Source organism: Agrobacterium sp. SUL3 (assembly GCF_001263295.1).
GTDB classification, from domain to species: Bacteria; Pseudomonadota; Alphaproteobacteria; order Rhizobiales; family Rhizobiaceae; genus Agrobacterium; species Agrobacterium tomkonis.
On the sequence record NZ_KQ414509.1, the window covers coordinates 121,180 to 138,348 of the forward strand.

At 59.2% G+C, this 17,169-nt stretch carries 17 protein-coding genes; 10 read left to right on the plus strand and 7 right to left on the minus strand.

What is annotated here, in order from left to right:
* Positions 1 to 609, minus strand: coding sequence for a phosphonate C-P lyase system protein PhnH (gene phnH / locus AKG12_RS19825; protein ID WP_052820149.1), 609 nt, complete (start codon positions 607 to 609; stop codon positions 1 to 3).
* Complete coding sequence (gene phnG, locus AKG12_RS19830) at positions 609 to 1,070, minus strand: phosphonate C-P lyase system protein PhnG (RefSeq protein WP_052820150.1); 462 nt, start codon at positions 1,068 to 1,070, stop codon at positions 609 to 611. Before phnG ends, phnH begins: the two co-directional genes overlap by 1 nt.
* An 82-nt stretch (positions 1,071 to 1,152) precedes the next feature.
* Here phnG and phnF point away from each other — a divergent pair, with 82 nt between their 5' ends.
* A complete protein-coding gene (phnF, locus tag AKG12_RS19835; protein WP_046799181.1) occupies positions 1,153 to 1,890 on the plus strand; it encodes a phosphonate metabolism transcriptional regulator PhnF in 738 nt (245 codons plus the stop codon).
* Positions 1,891 to 1,892: 2 nt separating this feature from the next.
* Here phnF and dapB read toward each other — a convergent pair whose 3' ends face one another.
* The 4 genes from dapB to mepA form a co-directional block, all read right to left on the minus strand.
* Positions 1,893 to 2,720: a 4-hydroxy-tetrahydrodipicolinate reductase gene (gene dapB / locus AKG12_RS19840; protein WP_052820151.1), complete on the minus strand. Its 828-nt coding sequence runs from the start codon at positions 2,718 to 2,720 to the stop codon at positions 1,893 to 1,895.
* Between the two features lie 139 nt (positions 2,721 to 2,859).
* The gene (locus AKG12_RS19845; protein WP_046799183.1) at positions 2,860 to 3,882 is read right to left on the minus strand and encodes a glucokinase; all 1,023 of its coding nucleotides are present in this window, start codon (positions 3,880 to 3,882) and stop codon (positions 2,860 to 2,862) included.
* 25 nt (positions 3,883 to 3,907) lie between these two features.
* Complete coding sequence (locus tag AKG12_RS19850; protein WP_052820152.1) at positions 3,908 to 4,291, minus strand: methylglyoxal synthase; 384 nt, start codon at positions 4,289 to 4,291, stop codon at positions 3,908 to 3,910.
* Positions 4,292 to 4,392: 101 nt separating this feature from the next.
* Positions 4,393 to 5,448, minus strand: coding sequence for a penicillin-insensitive murein endopeptidase (mepA, locus tag AKG12_RS19855; protein WP_052820153.1), 1,056 nt, complete (start codon positions 5,446 to 5,448; stop codon positions 4,393 to 4,395).
* Between the two features lie 202 nt (positions 5,449 to 5,650).
* On the opposite strand from mepA, the gene AKG12_RS19860 reads away from it, so the two are divergent.
* The 9 genes from AKG12_RS19860 (at position 5,651) to AKG12_RS19900 (ending at position 16,547) form a co-directional block, all read left to right on the plus strand.
* Positions 5,651 to 7,495: an extracellular solute-binding protein gene (locus tag AKG12_RS19860; protein ID WP_052820154.1), complete on the plus strand. Its 1,845-nt coding sequence runs from the start codon at positions 5,651 to 5,653 to the stop codon at positions 7,493 to 7,495.
* A gap of 140 nt (positions 7,496 to 7,635) precedes the next feature.
* The gene (locus AKG12_RS19865; RefSeq protein WP_046799187.1) at positions 7,636 to 8,730 is read left to right on the plus strand and encodes a microcin C ABC transporter permease YejB; all 1,095 of its coding nucleotides are present in this window, start codon (positions 7,636 to 7,638) and stop codon (positions 8,728 to 8,730) included.
* On the plus strand, positions 8,730 to 9,875 hold the full coding sequence (locus tag AKG12_RS19870) for an ABC transporter permease (RefSeq protein ID WP_052820155.1): 1,146 nt from the start codon (positions 8,730 to 8,732) through the stop codon (positions 9,873 to 9,875). Before AKG12_RS19865 ends, AKG12_RS19870 begins: the two co-directional genes overlap by 1 nt.
* Positions 9,876 to 9,941: 66 nt before the next feature.
* Positions 9,942 to 10,235, plus strand: coding sequence for a hypothetical protein (locus AKG12_RS19875; RefSeq protein WP_052820156.1), 294 nt, complete (start codon positions 9,942 to 9,944; stop codon positions 10,233 to 10,235).
* The gene (locus AKG12_RS19880) at positions 10,235 to 10,735 is read left to right on the plus strand and encodes a type II toxin-antitoxin system VapC family toxin (RefSeq protein WP_052820157.1); all 501 of its coding nucleotides are present in this window, start codon (positions 10,235 to 10,237) and stop codon (positions 10,733 to 10,735) included. Before AKG12_RS19875 ends, AKG12_RS19880 begins: the two co-directional genes overlap by 1 nt.
* Complete coding sequence (locus AKG12_RS19885) at positions 10,732 to 12,360, plus strand: ABC transporter ATP-binding protein (protein WP_052820158.1); 1,629 nt, start codon at positions 10,732 to 10,734, stop codon at positions 12,358 to 12,360. Before AKG12_RS19880 ends, AKG12_RS19885 begins: the two co-directional genes overlap by 4 nt.
* A gap of 101 nt (positions 12,361 to 12,461) precedes the next feature.
* Positions 12,462 to 13,709 (plus strand): NAD(P)/FAD-dependent oxidoreductase, encoded by a 1,248-nt coding sequence (locus tag AKG12_RS19890; protein ID WP_052820159.1) that lies wholly within the window; start codon positions 12,462 to 12,464, stop codon positions 13,707 to 13,709.
* Positions 13,710 to 13,882: 173 nt separating this feature from the next.
* Positions 13,883 to 15,244 (plus strand): glutamine synthetase family protein, encoded by a 1,362-nt coding sequence (locus tag AKG12_RS19895; protein ID WP_046799191.1) that lies wholly within the window; start codon positions 13,883 to 13,885, stop codon positions 15,242 to 15,244.
* 1 nt (position 15,245) lies between these two features.
* Positions 15,246 to 16,547: an NAD(P)/FAD-dependent oxidoreductase gene (locus AKG12_RS19900; protein WP_052820160.1), complete on the plus strand. Its 1,302-nt coding sequence runs from the start codon at positions 15,246 to 15,248 to the stop codon at positions 16,545 to 16,547.
* 58 nt (positions 16,548 to 16,605) lie between these two features.
* Here the strand turns inward: AKG12_RS19900 and AKG12_RS19905 are convergent, their stop codons facing one another.
* Entirely contained in the window at positions 16,606 to 17,094 is a 489-nt protein-coding gene (locus AKG12_RS19905; RefSeq protein WP_052820161.1) for a gluconokinase, read from the minus strand.
* Positions 17,095 to 17,169: the final 75 nt, after the last annotated feature.

Consider the following 17,169-nt stretch of genomic DNA (forward strand, 5'->3'; position numbering starts at 1 on the left):
TTATGCCTCCACGGATTTAATACGCGTCGTGCGCGGCAGGCAGACGAATTTGTCGGCGCAGGTCAGAATGACATCGACGCCGCGCGGGAAAATGGCGTTGTTCTCCGCCCAGAGCCTCGGGAATATCTCCGGCAGGCCGGAAGGGCTGATGATATTGATGTGGCGGATGCCGGGGCCGGACAGCATTAATTCCTGTCCGCCATCAAGATCTGGCAATTCGATGATGACCGTCGTCGAACGGTCGGGATATTCCTGGCTTCCCTGAGCGAAAAGGCCGAAGGAGGCAATGGTGCTGCCCGCCTCGATCACGGCGAACTGCGCAGCCCCCTTTTCTTCCGTCGCAATCGCGCCGGTGTGAAACCCAACCCAACCCGGCACGGCCGTTTTCCGCAGCGCGCCGCTCAGCCAGACTGGTGTGTCGTGGTCGCAGAGCGCCAGCAGAACCGCACCCGTCGCGGTGGCAAGCGGTGCCGGCGGGGCAACTGCGGTTTCGATCGTCTGCGGTGTGCCCGGCCGGGCCATGCCGTCCATCAGCTTTTTGAAAACCCGTTGGGAATCGAAGACGGCGTCGGAAAAACCGCCCGTCAATGCTTCGGCTTTGACACCCATCAATCTTCTCCTCGAACCATGGTGAAGAAATCGACCCGCGTGGCGGCGGTCTCTTTTGTTTTCCGCTGTTTTTCCTCGGTCAGTCTTTTTTCGACCGGTGAGAGAAGCTCGGTTTCAATGAAGTTACGGGTCGGATTTTCCTGCCAGAGCGCGTCGAAAACGGCTGCGTACCAGGCCTTCTTGCGGCCGGTGCCGAGAACATGGGCATGGCCGACAGTGCCGGAAGCAAGCTTGATCGTTGCGCGGGTAACGGTGGTTTCACCCAGATTGAAAGGCGCGCCGCCGCCGCCGATACGTCCCTTGACCATGACGAGGCCGGTTTCCGGTCCGCGCACATTTTCCGTCTGCGGGCTGGCGTCCTGCCGGTTCCAGACCGTTTCGAGTTCCTGAACGGTTGCGCGGGCGAGAAGGGCCGCCACCCGCTTCCTTCCCGCATGTATATTCGCAGCTTCGTTATTCATCGCTTGACCTCTAATGTCTATTGATATAGACAACTATACAATATAAGCTACAATTAACGGCGATGAATGACAAGCGTGTGACATGAGCCCTGCAGCAGCAATGAAAAGAAAGAACGGCGTCGCGCTCTGGCGGCAGATTGCCGACCGGATCAGAGGCGAGATCGCGGCAGGTGATCACGACGAAACCGGCATGTTGCCGCCGGAAATGGCGCTGGCCGAAAAATTCGGCGTCAACCGCCACACCGTCAGAAGCGCCATTGCCGCATTGGCGAGCGAAGGCATCCTCGAGCCGATGCAGGGGCGTGGCACGATGATCGCCCGCAAGGAACGGCTGAGTTTTCCGATTTCACTGCGCACACGGTTCACGGCAGGCATCGCAGATCAGGTGAAGGAAATGGAGGCGCTGCTTCTTTCCCACACGACCGAACCCGCAAGTGCCGATCTGGCAGCGCGGCTGCAACTGCAGACCGGCGCACCGCTCGTGCGTCTGGAGACCTTGCGCAAGGCTGACACCCGGCCGGTGTCCCGCTCGACCACGTGGTTTCCGGCGGATCGTTTTGCCGGAATTGGCGAGGCCTATCAGAAAAGCGGCTCGATCACGGCCGCTTTCAAATCGCTCGGCGTGGCCGACTACGTGCGCATTTCCACCGTCATCTCCGCCAGCCATGCGGATACGCAGGATCTGGCCGATCTCGAATTGTCGCCGGGCGCGATCCTGCTCGTCACCCAGGCGCTGAATGCCGATATGGATGGCGTGCCGGTGCAATATGCCGTCAGCCGATTTTCGGCCGATACCGTCGAATTCACGGTGGAAAATTAGGCTTATTCCGTCTGCGAAAGACCGAGCACATCCAGCATGGAATAGAAGCCCGGCTTCTTGTCTGAAGCCCAGACAGCTGCCGTAATCGCACCGCGTGCGAAAATGGAGCGGTCGCCGGCATAGTGGGAAAGCTCGACGCGTTCACCCTCGCCGGCAAAGATCACCGAATGTTCACCGATCACTGAACCGCCGCGCAGCGTGGCGAAACCGATGGTGCCAGTCTCCCGCGCACCCGTATGTCCGTCGCGCACGCGAACGGAAGAGGTGGTGAGATCGACCTTGCGGCCGGCCGCGGCCGCTTCACCCAGCAAAAGCGCCGTGCCCGAAGGAGCGTCCACTTTGTGCTTGTGGTGCATTTCCAGGATTTCGATATCCCAGTTCTGCGCATCCAGCGCCTGCGCCGCCTGCTGCGTCAAAACGCTGAGCAGGTTGACGCCGAGGCTCATATTGCCCGACTTGACGATGCGCGCATGGCGCGACGCCGCCTTGAATTTTTCCTCGTCATCCGGCGAACAGCCGGTGGTGCCGATGACATGCACGATGCGAGCCTGCGCGGCGAGACCGGCGAAGGTGACGCTGGTTGCCGGTGAGGTGAAGTCGATCACCCCTTCGGCATGGAGAAAGGCTTGCAGCGGATCGCTGGTGATTTCGACGCCGATGGGCCCAAGACCGGCAATCTCGCCAGCATCGCGGCCGACAAAGGCCGAGCCTTCGCGCGCGACGGCGGCATGCAGCTGGACGCCTGGTGTCTGGTGAATGAGGCGGATGAGCGCCTGTCCCATGCGGCCCGCCGCGCCGACCACCACCAGTTTCATGTCGCTGCTGCCCATGTTTTTACTCACTTTTCATGTCGGGCGGATCGGAACCCGCCGGTATCGGACGTTTGATGTTTGCAGCGGTGACGTTAAAGACCAGCCGCTCGCTTCGCAAGCGTCACATGGGAAGGATAGCCCGTTGAGAGGAGAGCGATCAGGCTCTCCAGCGCCGCCCGTCCAGCGCCAGGCCGAAATCGGCAGGCGTTCTCGCATAGGTGGCGAGGCCGGAAAGGGCCGCCTGCGGATGGGTGACCACGAAGGTCGGAATGGTCCGCATCAGTGCGCTGTGTGGCGCCTTGTCTTCAAAGGCGGCCCGGAACTCCGGGCTCTTCAGCGCCGGGATGATCTTCTGCGAAATGCCGCCGGCGAGATAGACGCCGCCCTTTGCCATGAAAATCAGCGCGAGATCGCCAGCCACGCGGCCGAGATAGGTGCTGAAAAGCGAAAGCGTTTCTTTTGCCTGCGCGTTCTGGCCCGAAAGCCCATGCGAGGTGATATCGGCCGGATCGGAAAAGACGGGTTCGATGCCATCGGTCTTGCAGACGGCGCGGTAAAGATTAACCAGTCCGCGCCCGCACAGGATCTGTTCGCCGGCAACACGGCCCTCGATGGTTTCGATATGCGGGAAAACCGCATAATCACGCGCACTTCTTGGGCCGACATCGATATGGCCGCCTTCGCCGGGCACGGGGAACCACATATGACGGGCGTAAACCAGACCGGCGACGCCGAGACCCGTGCCCGGTCCGAGAACGACGCGCGACGCCAGCATGTCTTTCTTGCCGGAGCCGATAGGCTCGCGGTTGTCGTCGTCAAGCGCTGCAATCGCCAGAGCCTGTGCCTCGAAATCATTGATGACGATGACATCCTTCAGGCCGAGATTAGCCAGCATGCCCTTCGGCTTGACGACCCAGTGGCAGTTGGTGAGCGGTATCTCGTCGCCTTCGATGGGGCCGGCAATCGCAAGAATGGTCGAGACCGGCTGAAGCGATGTCTTGTCCAGGACCGCTTTCTGGATGGCGTCGTCGATCGTCGGATATTCCGCCGTCTTCACGGTGGTGAGGTGCACCGGTTCCGCAAAGGAATCGATCAGGATGGAAAAGCGGGCATTGGTGCCGCCGATGTCGCCAAGAAGGATCGGAAAGGACAGATATTCGGTATCGGACGTCTTCGGCATTGCCTGTTCCATATTGGGGTGCGGGTCAGTCGGCGGAGTTGAAGTCGATCAGGTTTTCTGCGGTGGCGCGGTTGAGCGCCATGGGAATATCGTAAACCGTGGCAAGCCGGGTCAGCGCCTTTACATCCACATCATGTGGCATGGCCGTCAGCGGGTCGGTGAAAAAGATCAGCATGTCCACTTCGCCGGTGGCGATCATCGCGCCGATCTGCTGGTCGCCGCCAAGCGGTCCGCTTTTCAGACGAATGACCTCGAGCGCCGGACAGGCTTCCTGTACCCGCCCGCCGGTCGTGCCGGTGGCGACGATCCTGAAACTGGAGAGCGCCTTCTGGTGATGACGGGCGAAATCCGCCATATCGTCTTTTTTCTCGTCGTGAGCGATGAGCGCGATACAGCGTTGCCCTTCCATGGTCCCAGCCTGTCCCCGTAAAGAATTAAATCGATTTGAAGCCTTCTATAACAGCTTGCCGCCATTTGAAAAGGGAAGCTGTTGAATGCCTCATTTCTGTTTCAGTTCAATGTCGGACGTTGGGTCGGAAGCGGAATATCCGAAGGCGGCTGGAGGGTCGGAGCGTTCTGAATAACCTGTTCCACGCTTTGCTGGCGCACGGCCTGGACCGGCGCGGGGGAATATGCCTGCGCAGCAATACCCTCGGGGTTGGCGGAAGGGGCGGCGGCCACGGCGGCGCAGGCGGCGGGCAGGTCGGAGACCATGACCGGACGCGGTTTCACCGGTTTGGCATTGGGGTCTTTTTTCGGCGGCGCCCATGGTTCTTTGGTAAACCACCAGGCGAGCGACTTGTCGCAGCCATCGCCTTTGCCCACGGCCGCCTGCGGTTTGCAGTTAGGCGCGCCGGGCGGGCATTCGAGGCGAATGTGGAAATGTTCGTCGTGCCCATAGATCGGCCTGATCTTGCCCATGAAGGTGCGGTCGCCGGTCCATGTCTGGCAAAGCTTCTGCTTGATGGCCGGGTTGACGAAGACGCGCTCCACCTGCGGATAGCTCGCCGCCATCATCACCAGCCGGGCATTGAGCGGCGACCATTTGCGATCATCGACCGTCAAAAATTTGCTCTTGTCCAGCATGGAGATGAACGGCACCGTTTCGCGTTGCTCCACACTCAGCCGGGGATTAGGCATCGGCCGCCACCAGACATCCACATCGAGGCCGATCTGGTGCGAGGCATGGCCGGTCAGCATCGGCCCGCCGCGTGGCTGGGAAATATCGCCGAGCAGCAGACCCGGCCAGCCGATCTTCTGCGCATCCTGCGAAAAGCGCTCGAGGAAGGAAATCAGCTGCGGCTGGCCCCAGCGCCGGTTGCGCGAAAGCCGCATGGCCTGCCAGCCGGGACCGTCGGTCGGCATGGCGATGGCGCCGGACTGGCAGCCCTTGGCATAGGAGCCAATCGGCTGGGAGGCCGCTGCGGAGGGCAGCGCCGTGTGGCCGAACACTTCTTTCGCGGGCCGGTCCTCGGCCGATGCGGTTTCCATCTGCAACTGCAGCGCGGAAACGACCGAAATCGCCAGCATGGCCGCCTTGAAAACTCTCGATGATCCCGCCGTCATATAGCCGTGTCCGTCCGATCAGATGATTCTCTTCCCCTTAAGATAAACTGGAACGGGATTTTGTTGAAACCATGTTTCGCCCTGTTTGTGCAAAGCAGGGAATTAAGGGTGCCGATAAAGAGCTTGTGAGTCGAAGCATCTGTTTTTTGCCAATCTTTGTTTTATGCTCTGCGCAACAAACACAAAACAGGAACCGCCCCGAATGATATTGGCTCCACTGAAATCCCGCCTTCTGATCGCCCTTGCGGCATCCGCCATGCTGATCCCGGCGGCGGCCTTCGCCCAGTCGGGCGATGTCTGGCGAAAGGGGATTTCGACGGTCGGGGAACTGAAACATCCTGATGGTTTCGATCATTTCGACTATGTGAACACCAAGGCCCCGAAAGGCGGTGCGCTGCGCATGTCGACGACGGGAACCTTCGATACGCTCAATCCGCTACTCGCCAAGGGCGAGGCGGCGACCGGCCTTTCGCTGGTTTTCGATACGCTGATGAAATCGACGGAAGAAGAGCTGTCAGCCTCCTACGGGCTTCTGGCCGAGGGCGTCAGCTATCCCGACGATATTTCGAAGGCGACATTCCGGCTACGGGCGGAGGCCAAATGGGCGGACGGCAAGCCGGTGACGCCGGAGGACGTGGTTTTCAGCTTCGAAAAGGCCAAGGATCTGAGCCCGCAGCTTGCCACCTATTACACCCACGTCACCAAGGCGGAGGTGAGTGGCGAGAGGGACATCACCTTCACATTCGATGAAAAGAACAATCGCGAATTGCCGCAGATCGTCGGGCAGTTGCTCATCGTTCCGAAGCACTGGTGGGAAGCTGCCGGCCCAGACGGCAAGCCGCGTGATATCTCCCGTGGCACGCTGGAGCCGGTTATGGGCTCCGGCCCCTACAAGATCGCGTCCCTGTCTCCCGGCTCGACGATGACCTATGAGCGTCGCGACGACTATTGGGGCAAGGACGTCAATGTGAATGTCGGGATGAACAATTTCAAAACCATCACCTACAATTTCTTTTCCGATCAGGATGTGGAATTCCAGGCCTTCAAGTCCGGTACGGTCGATTTCCGCCAGGAAGCCTCTTCCAGCCGCTGGGTTACCGGTTACGATTTTCCGGCCGTCAAGGAAGGCCGCGTCAAGAAGGAAGAATTGCCGAACATTTATCGCTCCGTCGGCATCATGCAGGCCTTCGTGCCGAACATGCGTCGTGAAAAGTTCCAGAACCCGAAACTGCGCAAGGCGCTCAATTACGCCTTCGATTTCGAGGAGCTGAACCGCACGCTCGCTTACGGGCAGTTCCAGCGCATCAACAGCTTCTTCATGGGCAGCGAGCTCGCCTCTTCCGGCTTGCCGACCGGGCGCGAGCTGGAACTGCTTCAGGAACTGAAGGACCAGGTTCCGCCGGAAGTCTTCACCACCGAATACCGTAACCCGGTGGCAGGCGATCCTGCCAAGCAGCGTGACAATCTGCGCGAGGCGGTGAAGTTGATGAAAGAGGCCGGTTACGAGCTGCGCGGCAACCGCATGGTCAATGCGGCAACCGGACAGCAGCTGGATATGGAATTCCTGATCGATTCCTCAGGTATGGAAAGAACGATCCTGCCCTATGTCCAGAACCTCAAGAAGATCGGCATCAATGCCACGATCCGCACGGTCGATGCGTCGCAATACACCAACCGCACCCGCAGCTTCGATTTCGACATCGCCGTCAAACTCTGGGCGACATCGGCCAATCCCGGCAACGAACAGGCGGATTTCTGGGGCTCGGCCGCCGCCGATCGGCAGGGATCCAACAACCTTGGCGGCATCAAGAACCCCGCCGTCGATGCTTTGGTCAGAAAGGTCATATTTGCGCCCAACCGGGATGAACAGGTGGCCGCGGCGCGGGCGCTCGACCGGGTGCTTCTGGCAAACAGCTACGTCATTCCGCAATTTTACCGCGGCGAGATGTTCCTCGCTTACTGGAATACACTCACGCGTCCTGAAAACCTGCCTGAATACGGCATCGGTTTTCCGGACGCATGGTGGTCCAGTCAGGCCGGAAACTGACGCTGGCCTTGCTTTCGCGCCGAAGGCTTGATTCACATAGGGCGAAACGAATCGCTTAAGGCGCAGGCAAGCGCTTTCAGGAAAGGACCGGGTTTGACAGAAACGAAAACCGCTGACGTGTCGGCCGGGAGCCGAGGCTGATGGGCGCCTATATCCTCAGACGTCTGGCGTTGATGATCCCGACCATCATCGGCATCATGGGCATTTCGTTTCTCGTCATCCAGTTCGCGCCGGGCGGGCCGGTGGAGCAGGTTGTCGCGCAGCTCACGGGGCAGGGCGACAGCGCCTCCGACCGGCTCTCGGGCGGCGGCGATCTCATGGGTCAATCCGGCGGCTTCGATGAAAGCGGCTCGAAATATCGCGGTGCGCAGGGGCTTGATCCGGAGTTGATCGCCAAGCTCGAGAAGCAGTTCGGTTTCGACAAGCCGCCGCTTACCCGTTTTCTCGAAATGATGTGGAATTACATCCGCTTCGACTTCGGGGACAGCTTCTTCCGCAATTCCTCGGTCATCGATCTCATCATCGACAAGCTGCCGGTGTCGATGTCGCTTGGTTTCTGGATCCTGATCATCTCCTACATCATCTCCATTCCCCTCGGAATCAAGAAAGCCGTTTCCGATGGCTCGACGTTCGATGTCTGGACCTCCGGCATCATCATCATCGGTTATGCGGTGCCGAGCTTCCTGTTCGGTATCCTGCTCATCGTGCTTTTCGCCGGCGGATCGTTCTTCGACTGGTTCCCGCTGCGCGGTCTGGTGTCGGATAATTTTGACCAGCTGAACTGGTGGCAGAAGATCATCGACTACTTCTGGCACCTGACGCTGCCATTGATCGCGCTGTCGCTCTCGGCTTTCGCAACGACGACGCTTCTGACGAAAAACTCCTTCATCGACGAGATCAAGAAGCAATATGTCGTCACCGCCCGCGCCAAGGGTCTCACCGAACGCAAGGTTCTCTATGGCCACGTCTTCCGTAACGCGATGCTGATCGTGATTGCCGGTTTTCCTGGCGCTTTCATTTCGGCCTTCTTCACCGGCTCGCTGCTGATCGAGAATATCTTCTCGCTCGATGGCCTTGGCCGCCTCGGTTATCTCTCGGTCGTCAACCGTGACTATCCGATCGTGTTCGGCACGCTCTTCATCTTCTCACTGATGGGCCTCGTTGTCGGCCTCATATCGGACCTCATCTATACATGGATCGATCCGCGCATCGATTTCGAGCGGAGGGACGTGTGATGACGCTCGCCCATACCGCCGCAGCCGAAACGATAGAAAAGCCGAAGCGCCCGTGGTTTTCGCCGACCACCAAACGCCGCTGGCAGAATTTCAAGGCGAACCGGCGCGGTTACTGGTCCTTCTGGCTGTTCCTGATCCTGTTTTTTCTGAGCCTGATCGCGGAATTCATCGCCAATGACAAACCCATTCTCGCTTCCTACAAGGGTGAGATTCTGGTGCCGGTCATGGTCGATTATCCCGAGGAGAAATTCGGCGGCTTCCTTGCCCAGACCGATTACAAATCCTCCTTCATCCAGGATGAGATCAACGCCAATGGCTGGATGATCTGGCCGCCGATCCGTTATTCCTACCAGACGGTCAATTCCAATATTCCGCATTCAGCGCCCACCGCGCCTTTCTGGCTGATGGATGAAAAAGATCGTTGCTCGGCCTACCCGCAGGGGAATGCCGATCCCGGCTGCACGCTTGGCAATCTCAACTGGCTCGGAACCGACAATCAGGCACGTGATGTCACGGCGCGAATGATTTATGGTTTCCGCATCTCCGTGCTGTTCGGCCTGACACTAACGATCGCGTCGGCCCTTGTCGGCGTCACCGCCGGCGCCATTCAGGGTTATTTCGGCGGCTGGACCGATTTGCTTTTGCAGCGTTTCATCGAAATCTGGTCGTCCATGCCGGTGCTCTATATCCTGCTCATCATCGCGGCCATTCTTCCACCCGGCTTCTTCGTGCTGCTCGGCATCATGCTGCTGTTCTCATGGGTCGGATTCGTCGGCATCGTGAGAGCGGAATTCCTGCGCGCCAGAAACTTTGAATATGTCCGTGCGGCCCGTGCACTTGGCGTTGGCAACTGGACGATCATGTTCCGGCATCTTCTGCCCAACGCCATGGTGGCGACGCTGACTTTCCTGCCGTTCATCCTTTCCGGCTCGATCACGACGCTCACCTCGCTCGATTTCCTCGGCTTCGGCATGCCGCCGGGATCGCCGTCGCTGGGCGAGATGATTGCGCAGGGCAAGAACAACCTTCAGGCCCCCTGGCTTGGCCTCACTGCGTTTTTCACCATGTCCATCATGCTCTCGCTGTTGATTTTCGTCGGTGAAGCGGTGCGCGACGCCTTCGATCCACGCAAGACGTTCCGGTGACGAAGTGTCGTGTTTTGAAAGGCTCTGTAGTAGGATTGCGAATATTGACACTACGGGTGAAGACAAATGAATAGAGTGGTCAGAGAGCACTATCCCGTTAGCAAACTGCCCCCGGAGCTCAGAGAAGGACTCGATGAAGGGGCCATGGTTCGAATCGTGGTTGAAGTCGAGGATACGCCTCGGTTGGATGCTGATGCGCTCTCCGGTTTCGCAGCATTGGCAGATGCGCCGCGTCGATCTTTGAGCGCCGAGGAAGCCGTCAACGCCATGGCGGAGTATCGAAAAAATAATACGCGGCGCGTCACGGCCGAACAGGCAGTTGCCCGTATTCGCGAGCTTCGCGATGAGTGGGATAATTGATGGAAGGCGTTGAAAAGGTCTACATCGATACCAACATTTTTATCATGGCAGTGGAGGGCGAAGAGGCAACGCGGGCGATGCTCCCAAGCCTTTTTCTGGTCGACAATTCCAACGCGCCTGCATTCGTAACGAGCGAACTTACGTTTTCCGAGCTTGTCGTAAAACCCTATAAAGAGCGAAACGATCAACTGATAGATCAATATCAGAACCTGATACTGACGAGCGATTGGCTCAAGGTCGTTCCCGTGGAGATGCCGATTTTGCACTATGCTGCGGTTTTACGAGCGCAATATCCTTCCATAAAACTGCCGGACGCCATCCACCTTTCCACCGCTATAGGATTGAGTTGCTCGCATTTTCTCACCAATGATTTTGGGATTCGCGGAGAATATAACCTCACCCACACCAGATACGGCGTCGTCAAGCACGCGAGACCATTGCAAATTATTCGGCCTGACGCCGAAACGCTAACGTTCCTTCTCGAAAGCCTCAGTGCATGACCCAACCGCTTCTCTCCGTCCGGGATCTCTCCGTGGCATTTCATCAGGGCGGCGCGACCAGCATCGCCGTCGATCACGTCTCCTTCGACCTCATGCCGGGCGAAGTCGTTGCCCTCGTTGGCGAATCCGGTTCCGGAAAATCGGTGACGGCGAATTCCATCCTCAAATTGCTGCCCTATCCGGCGGCGAGCCACCCGTCTGGAAAAATCCTGTTTGACGGCAAGGACATGCTGGCCCTGCCGGAACGCTCCCTGCGTGCGGTCCGCGGCAACGACGTCACCATGATCTTTCAGGAGCCGATGACCTCGCTCAATCCGCTCCACACCATCGAGCGGCAGATCGGCGAGATTCTGGAGCTGCACCAGGCAATCACCGGGGCTGAGGCGCGGGCGCGCACGCTGGAACTGTTGCTGCAGGTCGGCATCCGCGAACCGGAAAAGCGCCTGAAAGCCTATCCGCATGAATTGTCCGGCGGCCAGCGGCAGCGTGTGATGATCGCCATGGCGCTTGCCAACCGGCCGAAACTGCTGATCGCCGATGAGCCGACCACTGCGCTCGACGTGACAGTGCAGGCGCAGATCCTCGAGCTTCTGAGTGATCTGAAGACGAAGCACGGCATGTCCATGCTGTTCATCACCCACGACCTCGGTATTGTCCGAAAATTTGCCGACCGCGTCTGTGTCATGACCAAGGGCAAGATCGTCGAGACCGGCACCGTGGAGCAGGTGTTTACTGATCCTCAGCACGCCTATACGCGCCATCTTCTTGCAGCCGAACCCAAAGGCGAGCCGCCGCATTCCGATGCCAGCAAACCGGTGGTCATGCAGGGTGACGACATCAAGGTCTGGTTCCCGATCAAGGCCGGGTTGATGCGCCGGGTTGTCGACCATGTGAAGGCGGTCGATGGCATTGATATTACCCTGCGCGCCGGCCAAACGGTGGGCGTGGTGGGCGAATCCGGTTCGGGCAAGACGACGCTTGGTCTGGCTCTCTCCCGGCTGATCGCATCTGAGGGACGCATCAGCTTCATCGGCCAGTCGATAGATCATTATTCCTATGAGATGATGAAGCCACTCAGGAACCGGCTGCAGGTGGTGTTTCAGGATCCCTATGGTTCGCTTAGCCCGCGCATGTCGGTGGGCGAAATCGTCGCCGAGGGCCTGAAGGTGCACGAGCGGTCCCTGTCCGCCGATGAGCGCGATACACGTGTCGCCGTCGCGTTGGAAGAGGTCGGCCTCGATCCGGCCACCCGCTGGCGCTATCCGCACGAATTTTCCGGCGGCCAGCGCCAGCGCATCGCCATCGCCCGCGCCATGGTGCTTAAACCCCGTTTCGTCATGCTGGATGAGCCGACATCCGCGCTCGACATGAGCGTGCAGGCGCAGGTGGTCGATCTGCTGCGCGATCTCCAGGCAAAGCATGAACTCGCATACCTCTTCATCAGCCACGATCTGAAGGTGGTAAAGGCGCTCGCCAACGACCTGATCGTCATGCGTCACGGCAAGGTGGTGGAGAGCGGCCCGGCGGCGGAGATTTTCGCCAACCCGCAGCAGGACTATACCAGGGCGCTGCTGGCGGCCGCCTTCAATATTGAGGCTGTCGAAACCAAAGCGGTGAGCCAGTAGGCGCATCGCGCTTCTATTAAGGCAATGATTTTTCTGTTGCTTTGCGGAAAATGCCGACCCATGTTGCGGGGGCAATGTGACGCGGAAACGGATTGATTGTCATGGCAGCGGATGTGATTGTTCTGGGAGCGGGGATCATCGGGGTCTCCGTCGCTCTGCAACTGGCCCGAAGGGGCAAATCGGTGGTGCTGGTCGACCGGCGCGGGCCGGGCGAGGAAACCTCCTTTGGTAATGCAGGGCTGATCCAGAGAGAAGGCGTCGTGCCTTACGCCTTCCCGCAGGATATCGCCCTGCTGCTGCGTTATTCCCTGAACAACAGCATCGATGCTCGCTATCACCTCTCCGCACTGCCGAAGATCGCGCCTTTCCTCGGCCGCTACTGGTATAATTCCGCAGCCACACGCCACGGGGCGATTGCCCGCGCCTATGCGCCACTAATCGAGCATTCGGTTTCCGAACACAGCATTTTGATCGATGAAGCGAAGGCTGGCGATCTGATCGTGAAAAACGGCTGGATGGAGGCTTACAGGACTGCCGCAAGGCGGGATGCGGATTATGCCTTCGCCGAGCGGCTGGCGCGGGACCACGGCATTTCCCACACGAAACTCGATGCTGAAGAGCTTGCCTCCGCTGAACCGCATCTCAGCCGGGATTTCGTCGGCGGCCTGAAATGGAACGACCCCTGGTCCGTGCTCGATCCGCACGCGCTGACGCTCGCCTATCTCAAACTGTTTGAGAGCTACGGTGGAACCTTTGTCCGGGGTGATGCATCGACGCTCAGCCAGACGGTAAGCGGTTGGACGGTGCGTACCGAAACCGGCGCAGTTGAGGCGAAACATGCCGTCGTGGCGCTTGGTCCGTGGGCAGATACGGTGACAGAGAGGCTGGGCTATCGTTTCCCGCTCGGGGTGAAGCGTGGTTATCACATGCATTATGCGCCGCAGGAAGGGACAAAGCTCAACAACTGGCTGATCGATGCCGAGCGCGGCTATTTCCTGGCGCCGATGCGAAAAGGCATCCGCCTGACGACGGGTGCTGAATTTGCCGAACGCGATGCGCCGAAATCCCCGGTACAGATCGAGCGGGCCGAACGGGTGGCTCGCAGCGTCTTTCCCCTCGGCGGCAGGCTGGATGCGGAACCGTGGATGGGCGCGCGTCCCTGCACGCCGGATATGATGCCGATCATCGGCAAGGCGCCAAGGCACAGGACATTGTGGTTCGCTTTCGGGCATGCCCATCACGGCCTCACACTCGGACCGATCACCGGTCGTGTGCTGGCGGAAACCATGCTGGGCGAAACGCCTGTTATCGCCATCGACGCTTATCGCCCTGAAAGGTTCAATCCCTAATAGCTAAATCCGCTGGCCTTCCTGTGACAGGCCACGTAACATGGTCCCATGCAAAGGGGAAAAGGGGCAAGCGTCATCATGGTGGCGAGGTTTCTCATTTATCAGCAGCAGGATGATTTTCGTTAGCGAAGCGCTTCTGCGCGCGAAACAGAAGAGAAACGGCCTGCTGGTGCATGATGGATGATATTGAAAAAGCAAAGAAATTTTTCGCCGACAACCCCGACATCGAAATTCTCGAAGCCTTCGTCATAGACGCGAACGGTGTTCCGCGCGGCAAATGGATTCCGCGTGAGAGGGCAATCGACGTGCTCGAAAAGGGAATGGCCATTCCCCGCTCCGTTTATGCACTGGATATTTGGGGCCGGGATGTGCACGCCGCAGGCCTTGCCGAAGGTACGGGCGATCCGGACGGTTTTTGTTTCCCCGTTCCCGGCACGCTGTCGCGTGTGACATGGCTTGGCCGTCCAACGGCGCAGGTTCTGCTGGCGATGAGAAACCCGGATGGAACCGGCTTTTATGGCGATCCGCGCCATGTTCTGTCGCAGGTTCTCAGCGCCTATAAAAAGGCTGGCCTCACGCCGGTCGTGGCGACCGAACTTGAATTTTACCTGATCGATCCAGTCCGCTCTGCGCTTGATCCCGTGCGCCCGCCGCACAGCCGCGAGGGACGCTGGCACACGGGCCAGACCCAGGTTCTGTCGATTTCCGAATTGCAGGATTTCGAGGATGTCTTCCATGATATCGCCACAGCCTGCCGGGCGCAGGGTGTGCTTGCCGATACGACGCTGCGGGAAAACGGGCCGGGGCAATATGAGATCAACCTCAACCATGTGCCGGACGCCTTGCAGGCCGCCGATTTCGCCGTTTTCCTGAAACGCATCGTCAAGGGCGTGGCGCGGCGGCATGAGCTCGACGCCACCTTCATGGCCAAACCTTATGGCTTGCAGGCCGGCAACGGCATGCATGTGCATTTTTCCGTTCTCGATAGGGACGGCAGGAATATCTATGCCGGCGAAAACGGCCCTTCGGATGCACTGATGCATTCGGTCGGCGGCCTTCTGGAAAATATGGGGGAAAGCATGGCGATCTTCGCCCCCCATGCCAATTCCTACCGCCGCCTGACACCGAGCGAACATGCGCCGACCTACGCTTCCTGGGGCATCGACAACCGCTCGGCGGCGGTGCGCGTCATCGTTGCCAGCAAGGCCGCGACGCGTATCGAACACCGGGTCGCCGGCGCCGATACCAATCCCTATCTCGTTGTCGCAATGATCCTGAGTGCGGCACTTGCCGGCATGAAGGAAAAGCGCCAGCCCGGCGGAGCGATCGCGGGTGACAGCCATGCCATCAACCACGAACCGCTGCCCACCAATTGGGACTACGCCCTGCAGCGCTTCACACGATCGAGCTTTGCTTATGCGACGCTCGGCCAGAAGTACCGCACGCTGTTTTCCGCCTGCAAGCAGCAGGAGCTTTCCGAATTTTCCCTGCGTGTAACCGACGTCGAATATGACGCCTATATCAGGACGGTGTGAGATGGCTGAGGTAACGACTATTCCCAATCCAGGCCACACATCCTCATGGTATGCGGCCTCCGCCAATGTCAAATCCGTGCGACCGACGCTTGAAGGCGCGCTGGAAGCCGATGTCTGCATCATCGGCGGCGGTTTCACCGGCATTTCCGCAGCACTGGAACTCAGTGAACGCGGTTATGCCGTCATCGTTCTGGAAGGTGTGCGGGTTGGCTTCGGCGCCTCGGGCCGCAATGGCGGCCAGATCGTCAACGGCTATAGCCGTGATCTCGAAACCATCGCCGGTCGTTATGGACACGACAAGGCGGTGAAGCTCGGGGAAATGTCGCTGGAAGGCGGCGCGATCATCCGTAGCCGCATCGCCAAATATGCCATCGATTGCGATCTCGTCGATGGCGGCTTCTTTGCCGCCTTCACGCCGAAACAGATCCGCGAGATGGAGGCTCACAAGGCCCATTGGGAAAAGCACGGCCATGGTGGGCTGGAGATGGTCTCCAGGGCGGATGTCGGCATTTATGTAAAGTCCAACCGTTATGCCGGCGGCATGATCGACCGCCTGGGCGGGCACATCCACCCGCTCAATCTGGTGCAGGGCGAGGCGGCGGCAGCCGAAAGCCTTGGCGCGCGGATTTTTGAGAATTCGCGGGTCATTTCGGTAGAACAGGGTGCAAACCCCGTGGTGCGCACGGCGACGGGCAGCGTGAAGGCGAAATATGTACTCGTCTGCGGTAATGCCTATCTCGGCACATTGCTGCCGGAAATCGGCGAGCGGATGATGCCGGTCTCAAGTCAGGTCATGGCGACGGAGCCGCTCGATGCCGATCTGATCGAGGCGCTTTTGCCCGCCGATTATTGCGTCGAGGATGCCAATTATATTCTCGATTATTACCGCCGCACCTCGGATAACCGCCTGCTTTACGGCGGCGGCATCGGTTATGGCGGCAGCGACCCTGCCGACCTGACGGGCGTTATCCGCCCGAACATGCTGAAGACCTTTCCGCAACTGGAAAAGACCAGGATCGACTTCGCCTGGAGTGGCAATTTTGCGCTGACGCTGACGCGCATCCCGCATATGGGCAAGCTTTCGGACAATATCTATTTTTCGCATGGTGACAGCGGCCATGGTGTCACGACCACACATCTGCTCGGCAAGATACTGGGCGAGGCCGTTGCCGGCCACGCCGAACGTTTCGATGTCTGGAGTTCGCTGCCGAACTATCCGTTCCCCGGCGGCAAGACCTTCCGCGTGCCACTGACCATGCTTGGCGCCTGGTGGTACGGCATGCGGGACAGGCTCGGCTTTTAGAGCATTTCCAGCGAAAGCGTGAAGCGGTTTCGCATCCGGAAATGCAACACACAAGGAGTTAGAACGTCACCGTTTTAAGGCCGGAAAGCGCATTCTTCGCGATTTCGTCCGGTGTGGTGTCGATGCTGACGGTTACGACGCCCGGTTCGCCGGTCGGCACTTCCAGCGTGGCAAGCTGGGTTTGAAGCAGCGAGAGCGGCATGAAATGGCCCTTGCGTTCACCCATGCGCCGGCTGAGAAGCTCCAGGCTGCCATCCAGATAAACAAAAGCAAGCGGGCTGCCGGTGGCCGTGCGAAGCCGGTCGCGGTAGATTTTCTTGAGTGCCGAGCAGGAAACGACGACACCGTTGCCTTCGCTGCCCTTGCGCAGTTCCGCGCCGATCAGGTCAAGCCACGGCCAGCGGTCTTCGTCCGTCAGCGGAATGCCCTCGGACATTTTATCGACATTGGATTTCGGGTGAAGCTTGTCGCCTTCTATGAAGGCAATGCCCAGTTTTTCGGCCAGTTCCTCTGCGACCGTGGACTTGCCAGAGCCGCTCACTCCCATCACGACGATTGCCTGTGTCACCCGAACCTCTGATGTTACTGTTTCGACGGTCAGCCCCTAACATGTGCGGCTGAC